This window comes from Micromonospora trifolii (assembly GCF_022229005.1).
Lineage (GTDB): Bacteria > Actinomycetota > Actinomycetes > Mycobacteriales > Micromonosporaceae > Micromonospora > Micromonospora trifolii.
This window is the reverse complement of record NZ_JAKKFD010000035.1, coordinates 1-18,703: the sequence shown is the minus strand read 5'-3', so window position 1 is coordinate 18,703 and position 18,703 is coordinate 1. Positions and strand designations below refer to the sequence as shown.

Sequence of the window (18,703 nt, the reverse complement as noted above, 5' to 3'; positions counted from 1 at the left end):
TGGTACCGATGGGACGGCTGGCGCGGGCGGGACCCGCCCTCGGCGGCGCGGCGCTGGCCGGGGCGACGCGGTTGCTGCGCGTACCCCGTCGGGGTGGCCGACCGGGCGCGGACGGCGACGCTGCCGGACCGGCCCGGTGGGAGGTGGTGACCGTCGACCGGCCGCCGGAGCAGGTGCTTCCGGACGGCCGCTGGCCGGAGCCGCTGCGCCGCCTGGACGGGGCTGTCGAGGTGCGGGTGCGCCCGGCGCCCGGCGACCGGGGCACCGAGCTGGCCGCCCGGCCACTGGCCGGCGTCACCCCGCCCACCGGGCTGGCCGCGCACCTGGTCGGCGACGACCCGGGTCTGCTGGTCCGCCGGACCCTGCGCCAGATCAAGCAACGGGTGGAGGCCGGTGAGGTGCTCCGCGCGGACCGCTCCGCGCTGGACCGCCCCGAGGTCCACGGGTGAGGGCGCTGTGCTGGGTGGCCGCCGACGACCTGGCGGTACGCGAGGTGCCCGACCCGGAGCTGCGCAACGAGCGTGACGTCATCGTCCGGGTCCGGCGCAGCGCCACCTGCGGAGGTGACCTGCCGCTGCTGGCCGGCCGCCACCCGCTGCTGCGGCCCGGCGACGTGCTCGGCGCGGAGTTCCTGGGCGAGGTGGTGGAGGTCGGCCCCGGGGTCCGCCGACACCGTGCCGGCGATCGGGTGGTCGTCGGCGCGAGCGTGGCCTGCGGCGGCTGCTGGTACTGCCGCCAGGGCCTGCACTCCTGCTGCGACAACGCCCAGGCCGACCTGCCCGGTGCCGACCCCGACTGGGCCCGCTCCGACGCCGGCTGCTTCGGCCGGCCCCGGGCGGCGGGCGGCTTCGCGGGCGGCCACGCCGAGTACGTGCGGGTGCCGTACGCCGACGTGAGCGCCTTCCGGGTGCCGGACGCCGTCGACGACGACCGGGCGGTGTTCGCCGCCGACGTGGCGCCGACCGGGTGGCTCGCCGCCGAGTTGGGTGCGGTGCGCCCCGGTGACGTGGTGGCGATCTGGGGCGCCGGTGCGGTGGGCCAGTTGACCGCCCGGGCTGCGGTGCTGCGCGGCGCCGCCCGGGTGCTGGTGGTGGACCGGCACGAGCAGCGGTTGCGGATGGCCGAGCGGCACTCCGGCGCCGAGCCGCTCGACTACCGCCGCAGCGACGTCGCGGCCGAGCTGCGCGACAGCAGCGGGGGGCGCGGGCCGGACGTGTGCGTGGTGGCGGTCGGCACGCCACCGCCCCGGTCGAGGGCCGACCGGTTCGGTGGCCAGCACGCCGACCGACCGGACGCGCTGCGGGAGGCCGTGCACGCGTGTCGCAAGGGCGGCGTGGTGGTGGTGCTCGGCACGGCGGGCGGGTTCGTCGACGCGTTCCCGCTGGGCGCGCTGACCGAGCGGCGGCTCACGCTGCGCGGCGTCGGTCGACCGGATCTGCGGGACGTGCCGATGCTGCTGGACCGGATGGCCCGCGACGAGCTGCGGACCGAACACCTGGCCACCCACCGGCTGCCGTTGGCGCAGGGCCCCGAGGGGTACGCGCTGTTCCGGGACCGGGCCGACGGCTGCGTACGCGCCGTGTTCACGCCGTGACCGCCTCCTCGTGATCGCTGATCGGCGACCACGAATGGCAGACTCTGAGGATGACTGGCGAGCGAACGTACGACGTGGTGCTGTTCGGAGCGACCGGGTTCACCGGCGGCCTGACCGCCGAATACCTGGCCCGACACGCGCCGGCCGAGCTGCGCTGGGCGTTGGCCGGGCGCAACCCGCAGCGCCTCGCCGCCGTACGGGACCGGCTCGCCGCGATCGAGCCGAGGCTGGCCGATCTGCCACTGCTCACCGCCGACGTGACCGACGCCGACTCCCTGCGGGCGGTGGCGGAGAGCGCCCGGGTGGTGGCCAGCACTGTCGGCCCGTACGTCCACCACGGGGAGCCGCTGGTCGCGGCCTGTGCCCGGTCCGGCACCGACTATCTGGACATCACCGGCGAGCCGGAGTTCGTCGACAGCATGTACGTGCGTCACCACGCCGAGGCGACACGCACCGGCGCGCGGCTGGTGCACGCCTGCGGCTTCGACTCCATCCCGCACGACCTGGGCGTCTGGTTCACCGTCAAGCAGCTGCCCGCGGACGTCCCGATCACGGTGGACGGGTACGTGCGCGCCGGCGGCCGGTTCTCCGCCGGCACGTACCACTCGGCGCTCACCGCGTTCTCCCGTACCGGGCAGGCCAGCCAGGCCGCCCGGGATCGCCGGGCGGTCGAGCCGCGCCCCACCGACCGGCGGGTTCGGGCGGTGCCCGGCCGGCTCGCCCGTTCGGCGGAGCTGGGCATCTGGACCGTGCCGCTGCCGACCATCGACCCGCAGGTGGTCCGCCGCTCGGCCGCGGCCCGCCCGGAGTACGGCCCGGACTTCCGCTACCGGCACTTCGCCGCTGTGAAGCGGCTGCCCACAGTGCTGGCCGGGGCGGCCGGGCTCGGCGCGCTGATCGGGCTGGTGAAGCTGCCGCCCAGCCGACGCTGGCTGCTCGGCCGGCTCGCGTCCGGGCAGGGGCCCACGGCAGAGCAGCGGGCGTCGTCCTGGTTCCGGGTCCGGTTCGTCGGCACCGGCGGTGGGCAGCGGGTGGTCACCGAGGTCGCCGGCGGTGACCCCGGCTACGACGAGACGGCGAAGATGCTCGCCGAGTCGGCGCTGTGCCTGGCACTCGACGAGCTGCCACCGACCGCCGGGCAGCTCACCCCGGTCGCCGCGATGGGTGACGCGCTGTTCGACCGGCTCGTCCGGGCCGGGCTCACCTTCCGGGTGCTCAAGCAGGAGACGCGGGAGCCCTCGGCTTGACCCTCGACCGGGTCGAGGGGGCAGGATGCCCAGCGTGAGCGACCTGCACAGCATCGGCGAGCTGGCCCGGGCCAGCGGCCTGACCGTCAGCGCCCTGCGCTTCTACGACTCGGCGGGGGTGCTGGAGCCGACACTGGTCGACCCGGTGACCGGCTACCGCTGGTATGCCGGGGAGCAGATCGCCCCGGCCCGGCTGGTGGCCGGGCTGCGTCGGATCGGCATGCCGGTGCCGGAGATCGCCGCCGCGGTACGCGCCGAGCCGGCGGTGGTGCACCAACTGCTCGACGCGCACCTGCGCCGGCTGATCGACGGGCTCAGCGACGCCCGCCGCGAGGTCGACCGGCTCCGGGCCCTGGTCGACCCGGCCCCGCCGACCGCCACCACGCTCCTGGTCGCCCCCGCCGCCCTGGCCGCCGCGCTCGACGCGGTGCGCTTCGCCGTCGGCGTCGATCCGGAGCTGCCGATGCTCGCCGGAGTGCTGTTCGACCTGGAGTCCGACGGCGTCCGGCTCGTTGCCACCGACAGGTACCGGCTCGCGCTGGCTCGGGCCGCGGCCGACGTCGACGGACCGCCGGTGCGGGTGTTCCTGCCGGTGGCCCTCGTCGACCAGCTCCGGCCACTGCTCGACACCGCCGACACCTGGCCGGTACGGCTGACAGTGGCGGGCGCGGACCTGCGGGTGCGGGTGGCCGACAGCACGCTGACCGGCACCGCCCTGCCGTACGACTTCCCGGACTACCACCGGCTGCTGCGTCAGTCCGTCGGTGAGCGGCCGACCGCGCGCCGGATCCCGGTGGACGTGGCAGCGCTGCGCGCCGCGCTGGCCGACCCGGCGGCCCCCACCGTCGCCCTCGACCACGACGGCACGACCCGGGAGGTCACAGTGCTCGGCGTCGACGACCAGGGCTGCCTGCGGCTGCTCCCGGCCGCCGAGCTGACCTCCGACGCGCTGCGGGTCGGGGTGGACGGTGGTTACCTGCTGGACGCGCTGAACGCGGCCGGCGCGCCGCAACTGGTACTGGAGCTGGATGGGCCGATCGCCCCGCTGGCCGTGCGCCGGACGGACGACGCGGACACCTACTCGGTGCTGATGCCGATCCGGCTCTGACCGCGCGGCCGGCACTCCCCGTCCCGAACAGAGATGCGCGCGACGGTAGCATCGGGTGGTTCACCTGTGAACCCCGGACGGAGGCGTACGGAGCAGCATGCTCGACATGGAGTTGATCCGGAAGGATCGCGAGGCGGTGGCGACCGCGCTGGCGAAGCGTCTGGATCCCGCCGAGGTCACCAGTGCCCTGGACGAGATCCAGCGGCTCGACCAGGAACGCCGCGCCCTGATCACGGAAATCGACGCCGAGCGGCAGCGCCGCAAGGCCGAGGCCCGGGCGTACGCGCAGGCGAAGCGCGCCGGCGAGGAGCCGCAGGCCGCCGCGCCGGAGGCGGAGCGTAAGCAGCTCGCCGAGCTGGAGTCCCAGCTGGACGAGGTGCAGGCCCGGCTGCGCGACGCGATGAGTGAGCTGCCCAACCTGCCCAGCGACGACGTGGTAGCCGGCGGCAAGGAAGCCAACCGGGTGGTGAAGACCTTCGGTGAGCCTCCGGTGATCGAGAAGGTCCGCGACCACGTGGAGCTGAGCCGCGCGTTGGGCCTGGTCGACTACGAGCGCGGGGTCAAGCTCGGTGGGTCCGGTTTCTGGATCTACACCGGGGTTGGCGCCCGGCTGGAGTGGGCGCTGCTCAACTACTTCGTCGACCAGCACATCAAGGCCGGCTACGAGTTCCTGCTCCCGCCGCACCTGCTGCTGGATTCGGCCGGCTTCGCCGCCGGGCAGTTCCCCAAGTTCTACGACGACGTCTACCACCTGGACTCGGCGTCCGCCCCGCGCGGCCAGTTCCTGCTGCCCACGTCGGAGACGGCGATCCTCGGCGCGTACCAGGACGAGATCCTGGAGACCCCGAAGCTGCCGCTGAAGGCGTTCGCGTACACCCCGTGCTACCGGCGCGAGTCGGCCGGCTCGCACTCGGACGAGCGCGGCACGGTGCGGGGGCACCAGTTCAACAAGGTGGAGATCTTCCAGTTCACCCTGCCGGAGCAGGCCGACGCGGCGCTGGAGGAGATGCTCGCCCACGCCGAGGGCCTGGTCGAGGGGCTGGGTCTGCACTACCAGCGCACGCTGCTCTCGGCAGGTGACGCCAGCGCCTCGATGAAGAAGACCCTCGACATCGAGGTGTGGATGCCGAGCACCGGCAAGTACAAGGAGGTGTCGTCGGTCTCCTGGGCCGGCGACTACCAGGCTCGTCGGGCGGCCATCCGTTACCGCGAGCCGGGCGGCAAGCAGACGCGCTTCGTGCACACCCTCAACGGGTCGGCGCTGGCGACGAGCCGGCTCTTCCCGGCCATCCTGGAGCAGTACCAGCAGGCCGACGGCAGCGTCCTGGTCCCCAAGGTCCTCCAGGACCGCCTGGGCACCGACCGCCTGACCCCCCGCTAACCGGGTCGTTCGACGGGGGCGGGGTCCACCCCGTGCCCCCGTCGACGCATCCGCACGCCCAGCACGGCGAGCAGGACGAGAGCGGCCAGCAGCAGTGCCGGGCCGACCGAGTCGAGGGCGCTGGCCAGTGTGTGTTGTAGCTGGGACGCCGCTTGGATTACCGGGTCGTGCAGGGCGTCGCGGCGGCCGGCGGCCAGCCTCAGCTCGTACCAGCCGTACCAGGCGACGTAGCCGCCGGCGAGCAGCAGCACCAGGCCACTGAGGCGGGGCACCAGCGCGCCGGCGACGCGCAGCCGGGCCACCAGGCCGTCGCGCAGCAGCGCCACCCCGAGCGCGGCGACAGCTACCACCAGACCCATCCCGAGGGCGTACGCGCCGAACAGCGCCAACCCCTGACCGGTCGAGCCGGCCTGGAGGCTGGTCACCACGATGGCCAGGAACGGCGCGATGGCGCAGCCGAGCGACGCCAGCGCGTACGCCGCGCCGAACAGCGCCATCGACGGCCAGGACCGGGTCAGCCGGGGCGCCCGGGCGGACCGGCCGGGGGCGGGCAGCCGCCGACCGGCGAGCAACCAGCAGCCGGCCAGGACCAGCAGCACCCCGAGCGCCACGGTCAGCCACGGCAGCCGCGGCCGCAGCCAGCCGGCCAGCGGCGCGAGCGCCAGGCCGAACGCGCCGAACACCAGCACGTACCCCACTGTCAGCCCGGCCGCCGCGGTGAGCGCGCGGCCGACCGCGCCGCGGGTGTCCGACGTCCCGGCGACCAACAGCGAGAGGTACGCGGGCAGCAACGCGAAGCCGCACGGGTTGACCGCGCCGAGCATGCCGGCGGTCAGCGCGAGCAGCAGTGTGGCGGTCACGCCCCGGCCAGTGCGGCGACCTTGGCGGTGAGCGCCTCACCGTCCAGGAATCCCTGGTGGACGACAGTGCCGTTCCGGTCGATGATCACGAAGATGCTCTGCTCGGTCACCTTGAACCGCTTCCAGAGCGCGCCAGTGGTGTCCTCGATCTGGGGCGTCGCGCCGAGGTCGAACTCGGTGACGAACTCCTTCATGGCCTTGCGCTCGCCCAGCCCGGCGACGCCGATGATCGGCACGGTGTCCCGGTACCGGGGTTCGATCTCGGCCACCGTCCAGGCCTGGCTGGCGCAGGTGGCGCACCACGGCGCCCAGAACCACAGCACCACCGGTTTGCCGGCGAGTTGTGCCGCGTCGAACGCGGCACCGCCGAGGGTGGTCCCGGTGAAGCGCAGCACGGCCGGGACCTGCGCCGGCGCGGCGGGTGGTCCGCCGGTCGCCGTGCCGGTCGGGGTGGGCGGGGCACCGGTCGAGGCCGGGGTCGATCCGGCGGCGGTGGGCCCACCCGGCGCGGTGCCGGTGCAGGCGGCGACGCCGAACAGGGCCACCACCAGCGCCCCGGCGGTCGCGGCACGGCGTAGCTGCCCGGCCCCTGTCCACGCCCTGCTGATCCGCATCCGCTTCTCCGTTCCGGTCCGGAAGGGACCCCTGCTGGGCCTGTCGGTTCGCTACTCGGCCTTGGCGAGTCGGAGAGCCAACTCCGGGCAGACCTTGACCGCCTTCAGCGCGCCCTCGCGCAGCCAGGTCGGCACGGGGGTGGCCGGGAAGGCGGGGTATCCGTTCGCGTCGAGCCGGATGAAGTCCGGTACGACGTGCGCGCAAAGGCCGTGCCCGTCGCAGCGGGACCAGTCCAGTGTGAGTTTCTGCGGGTTCGCGTCGGGTGCGCCCGGCAGCCCCATCACGCCCTTGACCCGCCGGCCACAGCCGTCACCGGTGCTGTGCAGCCGCAGGTCCTCGGCGAAGACCTCGATCGCGGAGAGCGCGAACCGGGCGGTGCCGTCCGGGTGGCTGCACGCGCCCCGGCCCTTGACCTCGCCGGCGGCGGCGCGCACCACGTCCGCCGGTTGGCTGCCGGCGACGGCCAGGTCCACGGCGCGAGCCAGGTCCGGCAGGCCCATCTTGCACGGCCCGCACTGGCCGGCGGACTCGCCGGCCAGGTAGCGCACCACCTGGGCGGCCTCACCGAGCGGGCAGGTGTCGACACCGAGCGGGACGATGATGCCGGCACCGAGGGTGCCGCCGACAGCGGCCAGGCCCTTGCGGGAGACCTCGGCCTTCTCCGCCGCCTCCGGGGTGATCCACTTACCGTGGTACCCGCCCATCAGGATGCCCTGGACGTCCGGCACCTCGCAGAGGTCGAGGACGTCGCGCAGCGGCATGCCGGCGGTGCACTCCACCACGGCCGGTCGGCCCGCCGCACCGGTCACTGTGAGCAGTACGGTGCCGGGCTCGTCGTCGGTGCCGAGCGCCGCGTACTCGTACGGGCCCAGTCGGGCGCCGACGGCGAGTTGCGCGAACGTCTCGGCGTTGGACAGCAGTGTGGGAAGGCCGCTGACCCCGGAGTCGCTGGAGCGCTTCTTGGTGCCCGGCGGGATGTGCGGCAGCCCGTTGATCCCGTTGACCAGTGCGCCGCCCTCACCGGAGATGAACCGGTGCGGCACTGTGACGATAGTCGTCTGCACCGGCATCCGGCGCTCGTCGAGCGCCTCCATCAGCGAGTCCCGGCCGACGCCGTCGTCCGCCACGCCGATCACGATCTCGTCGGCGTCCAGCGCGTACGCGGCCAGCGCCGCCCCGTCCAGGATCAGGTGCGGGGCGCGGGTCAGCAGCACCTTGTCCTTCCAGCTGGCCGGCTCCCCCTCGGTGGCGTTGACGACCACCACGGCGGCCAGGTCCTGCCGCTCGCAGGACTCCAGCACCGCGCGCAGTTTGCGGGCGAACGGGAAACCCGCTCCGCCCTTGCCGTTGAGCTGCATGCCCTCGGCGAGCTGGAGCAGCTGCGCCGGCTCCATCGGGCCGATCGGTCCGTGCACCTCCTCGTGCGCGAGCAGGTCGAGCCGGCCGTACTCGGCGAAGCCGGCGGTGAGCCGGGGTTCGCCGACACAGGCGACAGGTGGTACGGCGGTCCGCATCACTTCGCCTCACCCCGCAGCCCGGCCCAGTACGCCCCGTCCACCGCGTCGGCGCTGGCCTTGCGGCGCTTGGACTTGCCCTCACCGGCTGCCCGTCGGGCACGGCGGGACGCCAGGTCGACAAGGGTCGGGGTGTCGTCGACGGGCGGCGCCACCTCGTCCGGCACGTATCTGGCCGGCGGACGCCAGTAGTCCGGCTCCTCGGGCAGGTCGTCCTCGACGCTGTGTCGACCGCTGCCGCTGCGCGGCGCCGACGAGATCGGGCTGCTGGAGACCGGGCCGGCCGAGATCGGCTCGACGGAGATGGGGCCGGCGGAGATGGGCTCGTCAGCCTGCCACCGGCGTGGACTGTCCCACGGCTCCTCGGCGTCTTCGACTGTCGGTTGCGGCGGCGCCGAGTAACGGCTCCCGTCGTCCTCGCTGCGGGACCGGCGACGAGACCGCTCGGCGGCCGGCTCGTCGGCGCGCCGCCGGCCGGTCGGCACGGCCTCGTCGCGGGTGCGGGAGCCGCGCCGCCGGGTCACCGGCTCCAGCTCCTCCTCGTCACGTCGGAACGTGCCGGTGTCCTCCACGCTGCGGCGGGCCGATCGGCTGGTGGTGGTCTCCTCGGCCCGACGGCTGCGCGAGGACCGTTCGGTGTCGCGGCGGGCCGCCGGCTCCTCCTCCCGCCGACGTCGGCTGGGCCGGGTCGGCTCGACGAGGGAACCGGGCTCGGGCACCACCGGGACTGTGAACCGTTCGGGATCACGTCGCGCGGCCGGCGCGGCCCAGGTGGCGGTGGTGGTCTCCGCCCAGGCGGGACGCTTGTCGGCGGCCTTGCTGCGCCGACCCAACCCGGCCAGCAGCGATCGGGCGGTCTTCGCCTCCTCGGCCCGGCCTACCATCACCGCGTTGCGCACCGCGGCCTGGTGCTGCTCGCGGCTGCGCCGACCGATGGTGACCGAGAACCGGACCAGCAGGGCAAGCACCACCAGCAGAATGCAGCCGAGGTAGCTGAACATCACCCAGGGCGCTGCGGCCCGACCGGCGTTGAGGCCGTGAAAGACAGCGAACGGCCAGGCCAGGTAGGCGGTGGAGTGCAGCGTGCGCCACAACCACTTCGGACCGACGCTGGCGAAGCGGGCCCGGATGATGCCGGTCCAGATCACGCTGACCATCAACAGCGCGGCCACCGTGCCGAGCCCGACGTAGAGCCCCCGGCCACCGACGAACGGCACCAGCGCGTCGGTCGCCGCCGCCCGCCCGGTGGCGACCTTGGTGAGGACGTGGAAGCCGAGCCCGGCCACGCCCAGCACGCCGGTGGCCCGGTGTGCCGACTGCATCAGCACCCGGTGCGAGATGCGCAGCACCAGTCGGTCGGTGGCGAGCAGGCCGAGCATCACTGTGAGGCTCAACGCCACCAGGGAGACCACCCCGGCGAAGAACTCGGTGAAGAAGAAGCCGTACGCGTACGCCGTCTGACCGGCGCCGGTCAGCATGACCGCCGCCCAGAGCGCGGCGAGCAACGACGCGATCAGCAGGGCGCCCGCCGACCGCGACGGGGTGCGCACCCCTCGACTGCTGGCGCTGGTCCGGACCGTCGCCGCCTTCTTGTCCTGCTGTGCCCGGGCCATCTGCTCCTCGATCGTCTCGCGGCGGCGTACCACCGGCCGACCCCTGCTCCCCCATCCAGTACGGACCGGCGGGGCGCGCGGATCACCCGCCGACGAAAATTTCTGGGCCGACATCGAACCGAGGGGTGCGGCCGTGCGTTGTACCCGCTCCCACCACCGATCCGGACAGCGACGGATGTCCATGCGTTGACAGTCGCTGCAACACGCTTGTAACCTTTCAGCAAATTTCAGCCAGCCTTGCAAGATTTCGGCAAGCCGGCATCCCCCCACCGCACCACCACCCCCGCTTCCGCTCCCGTCAGGAGTCCCCATGCACCGACGTCGACGCGGCTCGGCGCTCCTCGCCCTCGGCCTGATCGCCAGCCTGCTCGTCCCCACCGCCGTGACGGCACCCCCGGCCGTCGCCGCCCCGTCCGGCGGCAAGAAGGTCATCGTCCAGCTCTTCGAGTGGAACTGGCCCTCGGTGGCCAGCGAGTGCCAGAGCACCCTCGGCCCGAAGGGTTACGGCTACGTACAGGTCTCACCCCCGCAGGAGCACGTGCGGGGCAACCAGTGGTGGCTGGCGTACCAACCGGTCAGCTATCGGATCGAGTCCCGCAAGGGCACCCGGGCCCAGTTCCAGTCGATGGTGAACACCTGCCACGCGGCCGGGGTCAAGGTGATCGTCGACGCGGTCGTCAACCACATGTCCGGTCAGGACAACGGCGGCACCGGCTGGGCCGGCTCGTCCTACTCGCACTACGACTACCCGGGCATCTACCAGACGCAGGACTTCCACCACTGCGGCCGCAACGGCGGCGACGACATCGCCAACTACAACGACCGGTACGAGGTGCAGAACTGCGAGCTGGTCAACCTCTCGGACCTCAAGACCGAGTCGGACTACGCCCGCACGAAGATCGCCTCATACCTCAACGACCTGCTCTCGCTCGGCGTCGACGGCTTCCGAATGGACGCCAGCAAGCACATGCCGGCCGCCGACATCGCCGCCATCAGGGGCAAGCTGTCCCGCTCCGCGTACATCGTTCAGGAGGTCATCCACGGCGCCGGCGAGCCGGTGCAGCCGACCGAGTACACCGGCAACGGTGACGTGCACGAGTTCCGCTACGGCAAGGACCTGGCCCGGGTGTTCCGCTCCGAGCGGTTGGCGTACCTGCGCAACTTCGGCGAGGGCTGGGGACACCTGCCCACCGGCCCGGCCTCGGTGTTCGTCGACAACCACGACACCCAGCGCGACTCCGGTGGGGTGCTGACCTACCGCGATCGGGGCATCTACGCGCTGGCGAACGCCTTCATGCTGGCCTGGCCGTACGGCTCCCCGACCGTCATGTCCAGCTACACCTTCAGCAACCGGGACGCCGGCCCACCGTCGGACGGTGCCAACAAGACGCTCAACGCCACCTGCTACTCCGGCTGGGAGTGCGAACACCGCTGGCCGGTGATCGCCAACATGGTCGGCTTCCGCAACGCCACCGAGGGCGCCGGCATGGCCAACTGGTACGACAACGGCAACAACCACATCGCGTTCAGCCGCAGCGGCAAGGGCTTCCTCACCGTCAACGACGAGGACGCCGCGGTGAACGGCCGCTCCTACTTCACGGGGCTGCCCGCCGGTCGATACTGCGACGTCATCCACGGCACGTACGCGGGTGGCACGTGCAGCGGACCGGTGATCACGGTGGACGGTAGTGGCTGGTTCGCGGCGAACGTGCCGGCGCACGACGCCGTGGCCATCCACATCGGCGCGCGAGTCTGATTCGACCCGGGGCCTCCGGACGGCGGGTCTCGCCGAACCGGGGGCCCCGGAGCATCCGCCACCATAGAGTGGTTTCGTGCCGTTTGACCGAAAGACTCCGTACCGTCGTCGCGGCGTCTGGATCGCCGCCGCCATCGGCGTACCCGCGCTGCTGGTGACCGCACTGCTGGTCGGCCAGGCCCTCACCCCGAGTTCGACGGCCCCCGACGACCGCAACGTGGTGGTAGCCGATCCGACTCCGAGCAGTGTGGACCAGAGCCCGGAGGAGTCGATCCCCCCGGCCGCGCCCGCCCCGGACGGGCTGCCGGTGGTCGACTACGACCCCGCACCCGGAGGGTTCCCCGCCGATCCGTTCACCATGGACGTCACACCGCTGACCGACGGCGTGCACCCGACCAGACGGATCGCCGCGTACGACGCGCCCGGCGGTCGACCGCGGGCCTTCCTCGAACCGAGCATCCGCGGTGTCGAGCTGACCATGCCGATCGCCCAGCGGCGCGCCGGCTGGACGGCCGTCCTGCTGCCCTCGGCCAACCGCCGGCTCGCCTGGCTACCGTCCGGCGGGTTCGAGACGGTGCCGCTGCGCGACCAGATCGTGGTGGAACGCAAGGTCCACCGGCTCACCTGGTACCGGGCCGGCAGGGCGGTGCGCTCCTGGGAGGTCAGCCTCGGCCAGTCGGGCCAGGAGACTCCACTGGGACGGACCTTCATCCTGGGCCGCACCCCACCGCCGGAGGAGGTCTACGGCGGAGTGGACATCTACGCCCTCGGATCGGTGCCCGACGACCCGGAGTCGGTGCCCTCCGGGCTGCGCGGCGCGCACATCGGGGTGCACACCTGGCACCACGACGACGAGTTGGGCGAGAACACCACGAACGGCTGTATCCGGCTGACCCGCAGCGGTCAGCGGGAACTGCTCGCCGAGGTCCGTCCCGGCAGCAGTGTCGTCGTGGTCGACCAACTGGCCGCCCCGCCGCCGACCGCCTGAGCGGCGGCACGCACTGTCACTCGCCGAGCAGCCAGCCGTTCTGCTCGGCGACCCGGATCGCGTCGGCCCGGTTGCGGGCACCGGTCTTGCCGATCGCCGCCGACAGGTGGTTGCGTACCGTCCCCTCGGAGAGGTGCAACGCCCTGGCCAGGTCGGCGGCGCTGCCACCGCCGCGCGCGGTGCGCAGCACCTCGGTCTCCCGCTCGGTCAGCGGGCTGACCCCGGCGGCCAGCGTCTCGGCGGCCAGCGTCGGGTCGACCACCCGCAGGCCGGCGTGCACCCGGCGGACCGCGTCGGCGAGCTGCCGGGCCGGGGTGTCCTTGACCACGAAACCGCTCGCACCGGCCTCCATCGCCCGGCGCAGATAGCCGGGTCGGCCGAAGGTGGTCACCACCAGCACCCGGCAGGTCGGCAGCGCGGCCCGCAACGCCGCGGTGGCGGCGATCCCGTCCAGGCCGGGCATCTCCACGTCCAGCAGGGCGACGTCGGGTGCGCTACGTCGCGCCTCGGGCACCACCTCGTCGCCCCGGCCGACCTCGGCGACAACTGTCAGGTCGTCCTCCAGCGAGAGCAGGGCGGCCAGCGCACCCCGGACCAGCGCCTGGTCGTCGGCGAGCAACAGCCGGATCGGCGTGGACCCGCCGCTCACCGGGCCTCCCCCGGCGCGTGCACCCGCAGCAGAAAACCGTCACCCGCCGGCCGACGGCCGACTGTCACCACAGCGTCCAGCCGCCGCGCCCGCTCCCGCAGGCCCACCAACCCGTGCCCGCTCGGGTCGGGAGTGGACGGGCCACGACCGTCGTCACTGATCTCGACCCGATCGGGGTGCACCCGGATCACGCAGCACCGCGCCCCGCTGTGCCGGACCACGTTTGTCACCCCTTCCCGTACCGCCCAGCCGAACAACCGGTCCCACTCCTCCGGCAGCGCCGGCACCTCCGTCGACACGTCGGCCGCGATGCCCGCCGCGGCCAGCGCGGAGCGGGCGCCGGCCAGCTCCGCGGCGAGACTGACCTCGCGGTACGCCCCGACCGTCTGCCGTACGTCGGCCAGCGCGGCCCGGGCCAGCGCCTCCACCTCGGCGATCTCGGTGGCGGCCCGCTCCCGGTCGACCTCGATCAGACGCCCGGCCAACTCGGCCTTGATCGCCACCACGGTGAGCGAGTGCCCCAGGATGTCGTGCAGGTCGCGGGCGGCGCGGGACCGCTCCTCGGCGACCGCGAGCCGGCCGATCTCCTGCTGGGCGGCCCGGAGTTCGCTGTTGCGCTGGGCCAGCCGGGACACCCCGAACATGGCGAACGAGGCGAGCAGCACCGCGAAGACGATGCCGTTCTCCGCCTCCCACCCCGGCACCAGCCAGGAGGCCAGCACGGGGGTCACCGCGCAGAGCGCCACGGCGGCCAACGCCTCCCACGGCGGCAGCAGGAACACCGCCGCCGCGGCCACGTAGACCAGTGTGGCCAGCCAGTCCCCTTCGGTGCCCGGAAGGCTGGCCAGGCCCACCGCGAGCAGCAGCGCCAGCCCGGCCCGCGCCCGGCCCACCGGAATCGGCTGCAGGGACTGGCGCAGCTTGCGGGCCCACTGGAACAGCAGCACGTAACCGACCCCGAAGACGACCAGGGCCACCACGCCGAGGACCCGCCGCCAGGGCTCCGGCTGGTGCAGCGCGGTGGCGAGCGGCACGTTGAGGAAGAACAGCCAGACGGCGGCCAGCAGCCAGCCGGTGACCCGCCAGTGGCGGCTCACCGGCCAGGGCTGCCCGGTCGAGAGGTCCATCGGGTTCACGCTAGCGGTCGCGGCCGGTCAGACCCGCGCGGTGTCCCGGCGGAACAGCCGGGCCGCGCCGACACCGAAGAGCAGAGCCCAGACGACGAGGTTCGCCACCGCCGCCATGCTCACCCCGTCGCCGGTCAGTGGGGCGCGGGCCAGCACGCCCATGCCGTACACCGGGGTGAACTTCGCGACCTGCTGAAGCACGTCCGGCAGCACCTCGACCGGGACGAACAGCCCGCCGAACATGGCCAGCACCGCCAGGACGGGGCCGATGATCTGCATGACGTTCTCGGCCGGCGCCAGGTAGCCGATGAAGAGACCGAACGCGGCGAACACCAGCGAGCCGAGCCAGGCGGCGAGCCCGGACAGCAACCAGACGTACGCCGGGACGCGGACGCCGGCCACGGCCCCCACCAGGAACTCGATGACGACAGCGAGCAGACCGAGGCTCATCGCGGTGATCAGCTTGGTCGCCACGTACGCAGCCGGGCGCAGCGGGGTGAGCCGCAGTTGTCGGCTCCAGCCCAGCGCCCGCTCGGTGGCCACCGCGCCACCGACGCTGGTGGTGGCCACCATAGCCGCGTACACGGCCAGGCTGATCATGACGTACGCCGCCACCGGCCGACCGTTGTCCAGTGACTGCCCGCCCTGCGGCAGGCCGAAGATGAGGAAGAAGACCCCCGGCATGATCAGCGTGAAGGCGAGGGTGCGGCGGTTGCGCAGCACCCGGCGCAGTTCGATGCCCAGGGCGCCGGGGGCGAACCCGCCCAGCGCGGGCAGACGACGGTCCGGCTCGGTGACACCGGCGCGGGTGGGGGTGGAGGGGGTCATCTCAGGCTCCGGTCTGCGCGCTGGTGAGGGCGAGGAAGGCGTCCTCGAGGTTTCGGGAGGTGATCTCGACGTCCCGGGCGGCGGTCCGGGTCAGCAGGTGCCGGGCGACGGCGTCCGAGTCGCCGGTCCGCACCAGCACGCTGTCGCCGCGCACCTCCACGGCGTCCACGCCGGGCAGCGCGGCGAGCGCGGCCTGGTCGGCACCGGGCAGGGTGGCCCGCACGGTACGACCGGCGGCCAGGTTCTTGATCTCCGCGGTGGTGCCGTCGGCGACGATGCGCCCCTGCCGGACCAGCACGATCCGGTCGGCGTACGCGTCCGCCTCGTCGAGGTAGTGGGTGGCGAAGATGACTGTCCGTCCGCGCCGGGCGTCCCGGCGCAGGGCCTGCCAGAAGTCCCGCCGGCCCTCGACGTCCATGCCGGTGGTCGGCTCGTCGAGCACCATCAGGTCCGGGTCGGGCAGCAGGGCCAGCGCGAAGCGCAGTCGCTGCTGCTGACCGCCCGAGCAGCGCCCGACCACCCGGTCGGCGATGTCGGTGATACCGGCCCGCTCCAGCACCTCCGCCGCCGGGCGGGTGTGCCGGTAGAAGTGCGAGGTCATCCGTACCGTCTCTCCCACAGTGAGGTCCTTGAGCAGCCCGCCGGTCTGGAGTACGGCGGCGACCCGACCTCGCGCCACCGCGTCGTCCGGGGTGCCGCCGAGGACGCGGACGGTGCCCGTGTCCGGTCGGGACAGCCCGAGCAGCATGTCGATGGTGGTGGTCTTGCCCGCGCCGTTCGGGCCGAGGAACGCCACCACCTCGCCGGGCTGCACCCGTAGGCTCAATCCGTCGACAGCGGTGACCGCGCCGAAGCTCTTGGTGAGGCCGTCCAACTCGACAGCCGGATGCGTACTGGTCATGCCACTGATGCTCCGGCGGCGCGTACCCCGATGCCCGGAGCGGTCGTCACGCCCCGACCGTGACATTTGTCAGGGCGGCCGGATTCCGGACGGGCACAGCGGGTAACCGCCGGGCCGAACCGCGACACCGGGAGGACGCGATGGGTGCCACGCCGCAGGGTCAGGTCGACACGGTCGTGCTGATCCACGGGCTCTGGATGACGCCGCGCAGCTGGGAGGGGTGGGCTCGGCGGTACACGGAGCGCGGCATGCACGTCATCGCCCCCGCCTGGCCCGGCATGGACCGGTCCGTGGAGGAGTTGCGCGACGACCCCGGCCCGATCGCCGAGCAGAGCATGGCCACGATCGTGGCGCACTACGACCGGATCATCCGGGCGCTGCCCCGCCCGCCGATCATCATGGGGCACTCGTTCGGCGGCCTGTTCGCCCAGGTCCTTGCCGATCGGGGTCTCGGCGCGGCGGTGGTGGGGGTGCATCCCGCGGCGGTGAAGGGGGTGCTCAAGGTGCCACTGAGTCAGCTGCGCTCGGGCTTTCCGATCCTGCGCAGCCCCGCCAACCGCGGCAAGGCCGTTCCGTTCACCCCGGACGACTTCGCCTACACCTTCGGCAACACGATGAGTCGCGAGGACTCCGACCGGGCCTGGCGGCGCTACGCCGTTCCCGGCGCCGGGCGGATCTTCTTCGAGGGCGCGTTCGCCAACCTCGACCCGCGCTCGCCGGCCCGCGTCGACTTCGGGCGTACCGACCGGGCGCCGCTGCTGCTGATGGCCGGCGAGGTCGACCACGTGGTGCCGGCGTCGGTGGTCCGCGCCAACGCCGGGCTCTACCAGAAGTCCCGGGCCCTCACCGCGTACGAGCAGTTCGCCGGCCGGTCACACTTCACCGTCGGCCAGGACGGCTGGGAGCAGATCGCCGACTACGCGCTGGACTGGGCGATGCGCGCGGCGGCCCTGCCCCGCGAGGCGACCATCGCCAGCGAAACCCCCCGCCGCTGACCTGGGCTCGACCGCCAGACAGGCGGACATGATCCACTCGTCTTTCATGAAGTCGGGGTATCCCTGGCGCCAGGACACCCCGACTTCATGAAACCGGAGTGGATCCTTTCTCGCATGCCCGAGGCCTGGCGGGGTATCTCGGTGCGATGAGGGCCAGTTTCCGGCTTGGCCGGGTCGCGGGAGTGCCGGTCGGCGTCAACTGGAGCGTGCTGGTCATCTTCGCGTTGATCGCGTGGGGGTTGGCCGCGAACCTGTTCCCCCGTTCGTACCCCGACCACTCGCCGGTGGCGTACACGATCGCCGGGCTGGCCGCGGCTGTGGTGTTCTTCGTCGGCCTGCTCGCCCACGAGGTGTCGCACGCTGTGGTGGCCAAGCGCAACGGACTGACCGTCGACGGCATCACGCTGTGGCTGTTCGGCGGGGTCGCCGAGTTGCGGGGCGAGCCGCGTGACCCGGGCGCGGAGTTGCGCATCGCGGGCGTCGGCCCGCTGGTCAGCCTGCTGATCGGGGCGTTCTTCGGTGCCATCGCTGCGCTGCTCGCGCTGGCCGGGCAGGGCGGGCTGCTGTTCGGTGCGGTGGCCTGGCTGGCGGGGATCAACGTGCTGCTGGCCATCTTCAACGTGCTGCCGGCCGCACCCCTGGACGGTGGCCGGTTGCTGCGCGCCGCGGTCTGGAAGGCCACCGGTGACCGGACCCGGGCGTCAGTGGTCGCCGCCCGGGCCGGCTGGGTGCTGGGTGTGCTGCTGATCGGCCTGGGGTTGTGGCAGTTCCTGTCCGGGGTCGGTTTCGGTGGGCTCTGGCTGGCCCTGATCGGCTGGTTCCTGATCGGCGCGGCCGGGATGGAGGAGCGGCAGGCCCGCACCGGCACCGCCCTGCGCGGGATTCGGGTGGGCGATGTGATGACCCCGCAGCCGCAGACCGCCTCGGCGCAGATGACAGTCGCGGACTTCGTCGACCACTACCTGTTCGCGTACCGGCATTCGGCGCTGCCGCTGACCGAGGACGGCCGGCCGACCGGCCTGGTCACCGTCGACCGGGTGCGGGGCGTGCCGCCGGAGCGGCGGGCATCCACCACGCTGGCCGAGGTGGCCTGCCGAGCCGACGAACTGGTGCTGGCCCAGCCCGGTGAACAGCTCAACGACCTGCTTCCCCGGCTCAGCGAGTGCGCCGACGGCCGCGCCCTGGTGGTAACCGAAGACGGCCACCTGACCGGGATCGTCTCCCCCAGCGACATCAGCCGCGCCGTCCAACGCAGCACCCTCCGCACCCCCACCCCCTCCCGGTGACCCCACCCCATCCTGGTGATCATGAAGTTATTGCGCCGACACGCCGCTTGGGGTCAAGGGGTGAGTGCAATCGTCAGGTGGCGATGAGGTGGTCCAGGCGCTCGGCTGGGGTTGCCCAGCCGAGTGTCTGGCGGGGGCGGGTGTTCATCTCGTGGGCGACTTCGTCGAGGCCTGCCTGATCGATGCTGCGGAAGTCGTAGCTGCCTTTGGGGAAGTACTGGCGTAGCAGGACGGTGTGGTT

Annotated in this window: 17 protein-coding genes and 1 pseudogene; 9 read left to right on the top strand and 9 right to left on the bottom strand. The window is 73.1% G+C overall.

Features of this window, described 5'->3' with window-relative positions; translation table 11 throughout:
• Nucleotides 1–8 precede the first annotated feature (8 nt).
• The 5 genes from NIE79_RS21605 to serS all read left to right on the top strand — a co-directional run bounded on the left by NIE79_RS21605 (nucleotide 9) and on the right by serS (nucleotide 5,330).
• On the top strand, nucleotides 9–449 hold the full coding sequence (locus NIE79_RS21605) for a hypothetical protein (RefSeq protein ID WP_238680294.1): 441 nt from the start codon (nucleotides 9–11) through the stop codon (nucleotides 447–449).
• Nucleotides 446–1,594: an alcohol dehydrogenase catalytic domain-containing protein gene (locus NIE79_RS21600; RefSeq protein WP_238680293.1), complete on the top strand. Its 1,149-nt coding sequence runs from the start codon at nucleotides 446–448 to the stop codon at nucleotides 1,592–1,594. The genes NIE79_RS21605 and NIE79_RS21600 overlap by 4 nt, the downstream gene beginning before the upstream one ends.
• A gap of 50 nt (nucleotides 1,595–1,644) precedes the next feature.
• On the top strand, nucleotides 1,645–2,841 hold the full coding sequence (locus tag NIE79_RS21595; RefSeq protein ID WP_238680292.1) for a saccharopine dehydrogenase family protein: 1,197 nt from the start codon (nucleotides 1,645–1,647) through the stop codon (nucleotides 2,839–2,841).
• A 25-nt stretch (nucleotides 2,842–2,866) separates the two neighbouring features.
• A complete protein-coding gene (locus NIE79_RS21590) occupies nucleotides 2,867–3,949 on the top strand; it encodes a DNA polymerase III subunit beta family protein (RefSeq protein ID WP_238680291.1) in 1,083 nt (360 codons plus the stop codon).
• A 97-nt stretch (nucleotides 3,950–4,046) separates the two neighbouring features.
• Nucleotides 4,047–5,330 (top strand): serine--tRNA ligase, encoded by a 1,284-nt coding sequence (gene serS, locus NIE79_RS21585; protein ID WP_238680290.1) that lies wholly within the window; start codon nucleotides 4,047–4,049, stop codon nucleotides 5,328–5,330.
• On the opposite strand, the gene NIE79_RS21580 is transcribed toward serS, so the two are convergent.
• The 4 genes from NIE79_RS21580 to NIE79_RS21565 are packed head-to-tail and all read right to left on the bottom strand — an operon-like array spanning nucleotide 5,327 to nucleotide 9,965.
• Entirely contained in the window at nucleotides 5,327–6,190 is an 864-nt protein-coding gene (locus tag NIE79_RS21580) for a cytochrome c biogenesis CcdA family protein (protein ID WP_238680289.1), read from the bottom strand. The two genes, serS and NIE79_RS21580, sit on opposite strands and share 4 nt — an antisense overlap.
• Nucleotides 6,187–6,804 carry a TlpA family protein disulfide reductase gene (locus NIE79_RS21575; protein ID WP_238680288.1) on the bottom strand — a complete coding sequence of 206 codons (618 nt, stop codon included), beginning with the start codon at nucleotides 6,802–6,804 and terminating at the stop codon, nucleotides 6,187–6,189. The genes NIE79_RS21580 and NIE79_RS21575 overlap by 4 nt, the downstream gene beginning before the upstream one ends.
• Nucleotides 6,805–6,855: 51 nt before the next feature.
• A complete protein-coding gene (locus tag NIE79_RS21570) occupies nucleotides 6,856–8,319 on the bottom strand; it encodes an NADH-quinone oxidoreductase subunit NuoF family protein (RefSeq protein WP_238680287.1) in 1,464 nt (487 codons plus the stop codon).
• Nucleotides 8,319–9,965: a ferric reductase-like transmembrane domain-containing protein gene (locus NIE79_RS21565; protein ID WP_238680286.1), complete on the bottom strand. Its 1,647-nt coding sequence runs from the start codon at nucleotides 9,963–9,965 to the stop codon at nucleotides 8,319–8,321. Before NIE79_RS21565 ends, NIE79_RS21570 begins: the two co-directional genes overlap by 1 nt.
• Nucleotides 9,966–10,242: 277 nt before the next feature.
• Between NIE79_RS21565 and NIE79_RS21560 the strand changes: the two genes are divergently transcribed.
• Together NIE79_RS21560 and NIE79_RS21555 are read left to right on the top strand one after the other, a co-directional pair.
• Entirely contained in the window at nucleotides 10,243–11,688 is a 1,446-nt protein-coding gene (locus NIE79_RS21560) for an alpha-amylase (RefSeq protein WP_238680285.1), read from the top strand.
• Between the two features lie 76 nt (nucleotides 11,689–11,764).
• Nucleotides 11,765–12,676, top strand: coding sequence for a L,D-transpeptidase (locus tag NIE79_RS21555; protein WP_238680284.1), 912 nt, complete (start codon nucleotides 11,765–11,767; stop codon nucleotides 12,674–12,676).
• Nucleotides 12,677–12,692: 16 nt separating this feature from the next.
• Here the strand turns inward: NIE79_RS21555 and NIE79_RS21550 are convergent, their stop codons facing one another.
• The 4 genes from NIE79_RS21550 to NIE79_RS21535 are packed head-to-tail and all read right to left on the bottom strand — an operon-like array spanning nucleotide 12,693 to nucleotide 16,181.
• Nucleotides 12,693–13,325 carry a response regulator transcription factor gene (locus tag NIE79_RS21550; protein WP_238680283.1) on the bottom strand — a complete coding sequence of 211 codons (633 nt, stop codon included), beginning with the start codon at nucleotides 13,323–13,325 and terminating at the stop codon, nucleotides 12,693–12,695.
• Nucleotides 13,322–14,452, bottom strand: a complete 1,131-nt coding sequence (locus NIE79_RS21545) for a sensor histidine kinase (RefSeq protein WP_238680282.1) — start codon at nucleotides 14,450–14,452, stop codon at nucleotides 13,322–13,324. Before NIE79_RS21545 ends, NIE79_RS21550 begins: the two co-directional genes overlap by 4 nt.
• 27 nt (nucleotides 14,453–14,479) lie before the next feature.
• Nucleotides 14,480–15,280 (bottom strand): ABC transporter permease, encoded by an 801-nt coding sequence (locus NIE79_RS21540; RefSeq protein ID WP_238680281.1) that lies wholly within the window; start codon nucleotides 15,278–15,280, stop codon nucleotides 14,480–14,482.
• Nucleotide 15,281: 1 nt separating this feature from the next.
• Entirely contained in the window at nucleotides 15,282–16,181 is a 900-nt protein-coding gene (locus tag NIE79_RS21535) for an ABC transporter ATP-binding protein (RefSeq protein ID WP_238680280.1), read from the bottom strand.
• Nucleotides 16,182–16,321: 140 nt separating this feature from the next.
• Between NIE79_RS21535 and NIE79_RS21530 the strand changes: the two genes are divergently transcribed.
• On the top strand, nucleotides 16,322–17,176 hold the full coding sequence (locus NIE79_RS21530; RefSeq protein WP_238680279.1) for an alpha/beta hydrolase: 855 nt from the start codon (nucleotides 16,322–16,324) through the stop codon (nucleotides 17,174–17,176).
• A 146-nt stretch (nucleotides 17,177–17,322) separates the two neighbouring features.
• Nucleotides 17,323–18,462 carry a site-2 protease family protein gene (locus tag NIE79_RS21525; RefSeq protein WP_238680278.1) on the top strand — a complete coding sequence of 380 codons (1,140 nt, stop codon included), beginning with the start codon at nucleotides 17,323–17,325 and terminating at the stop codon, nucleotides 18,460–18,462.
• A gap of 73 nt (nucleotides 18,463–18,535) precedes the next feature.
• Here NIE79_RS21525 and NIE79_RS21520 read toward each other — a convergent pair.
• Nucleotides 18,536–18,703: pseudogene (locus tag NIE79_RS21520) on the bottom strand (IS30 family transposase); the annotation flags it as partial.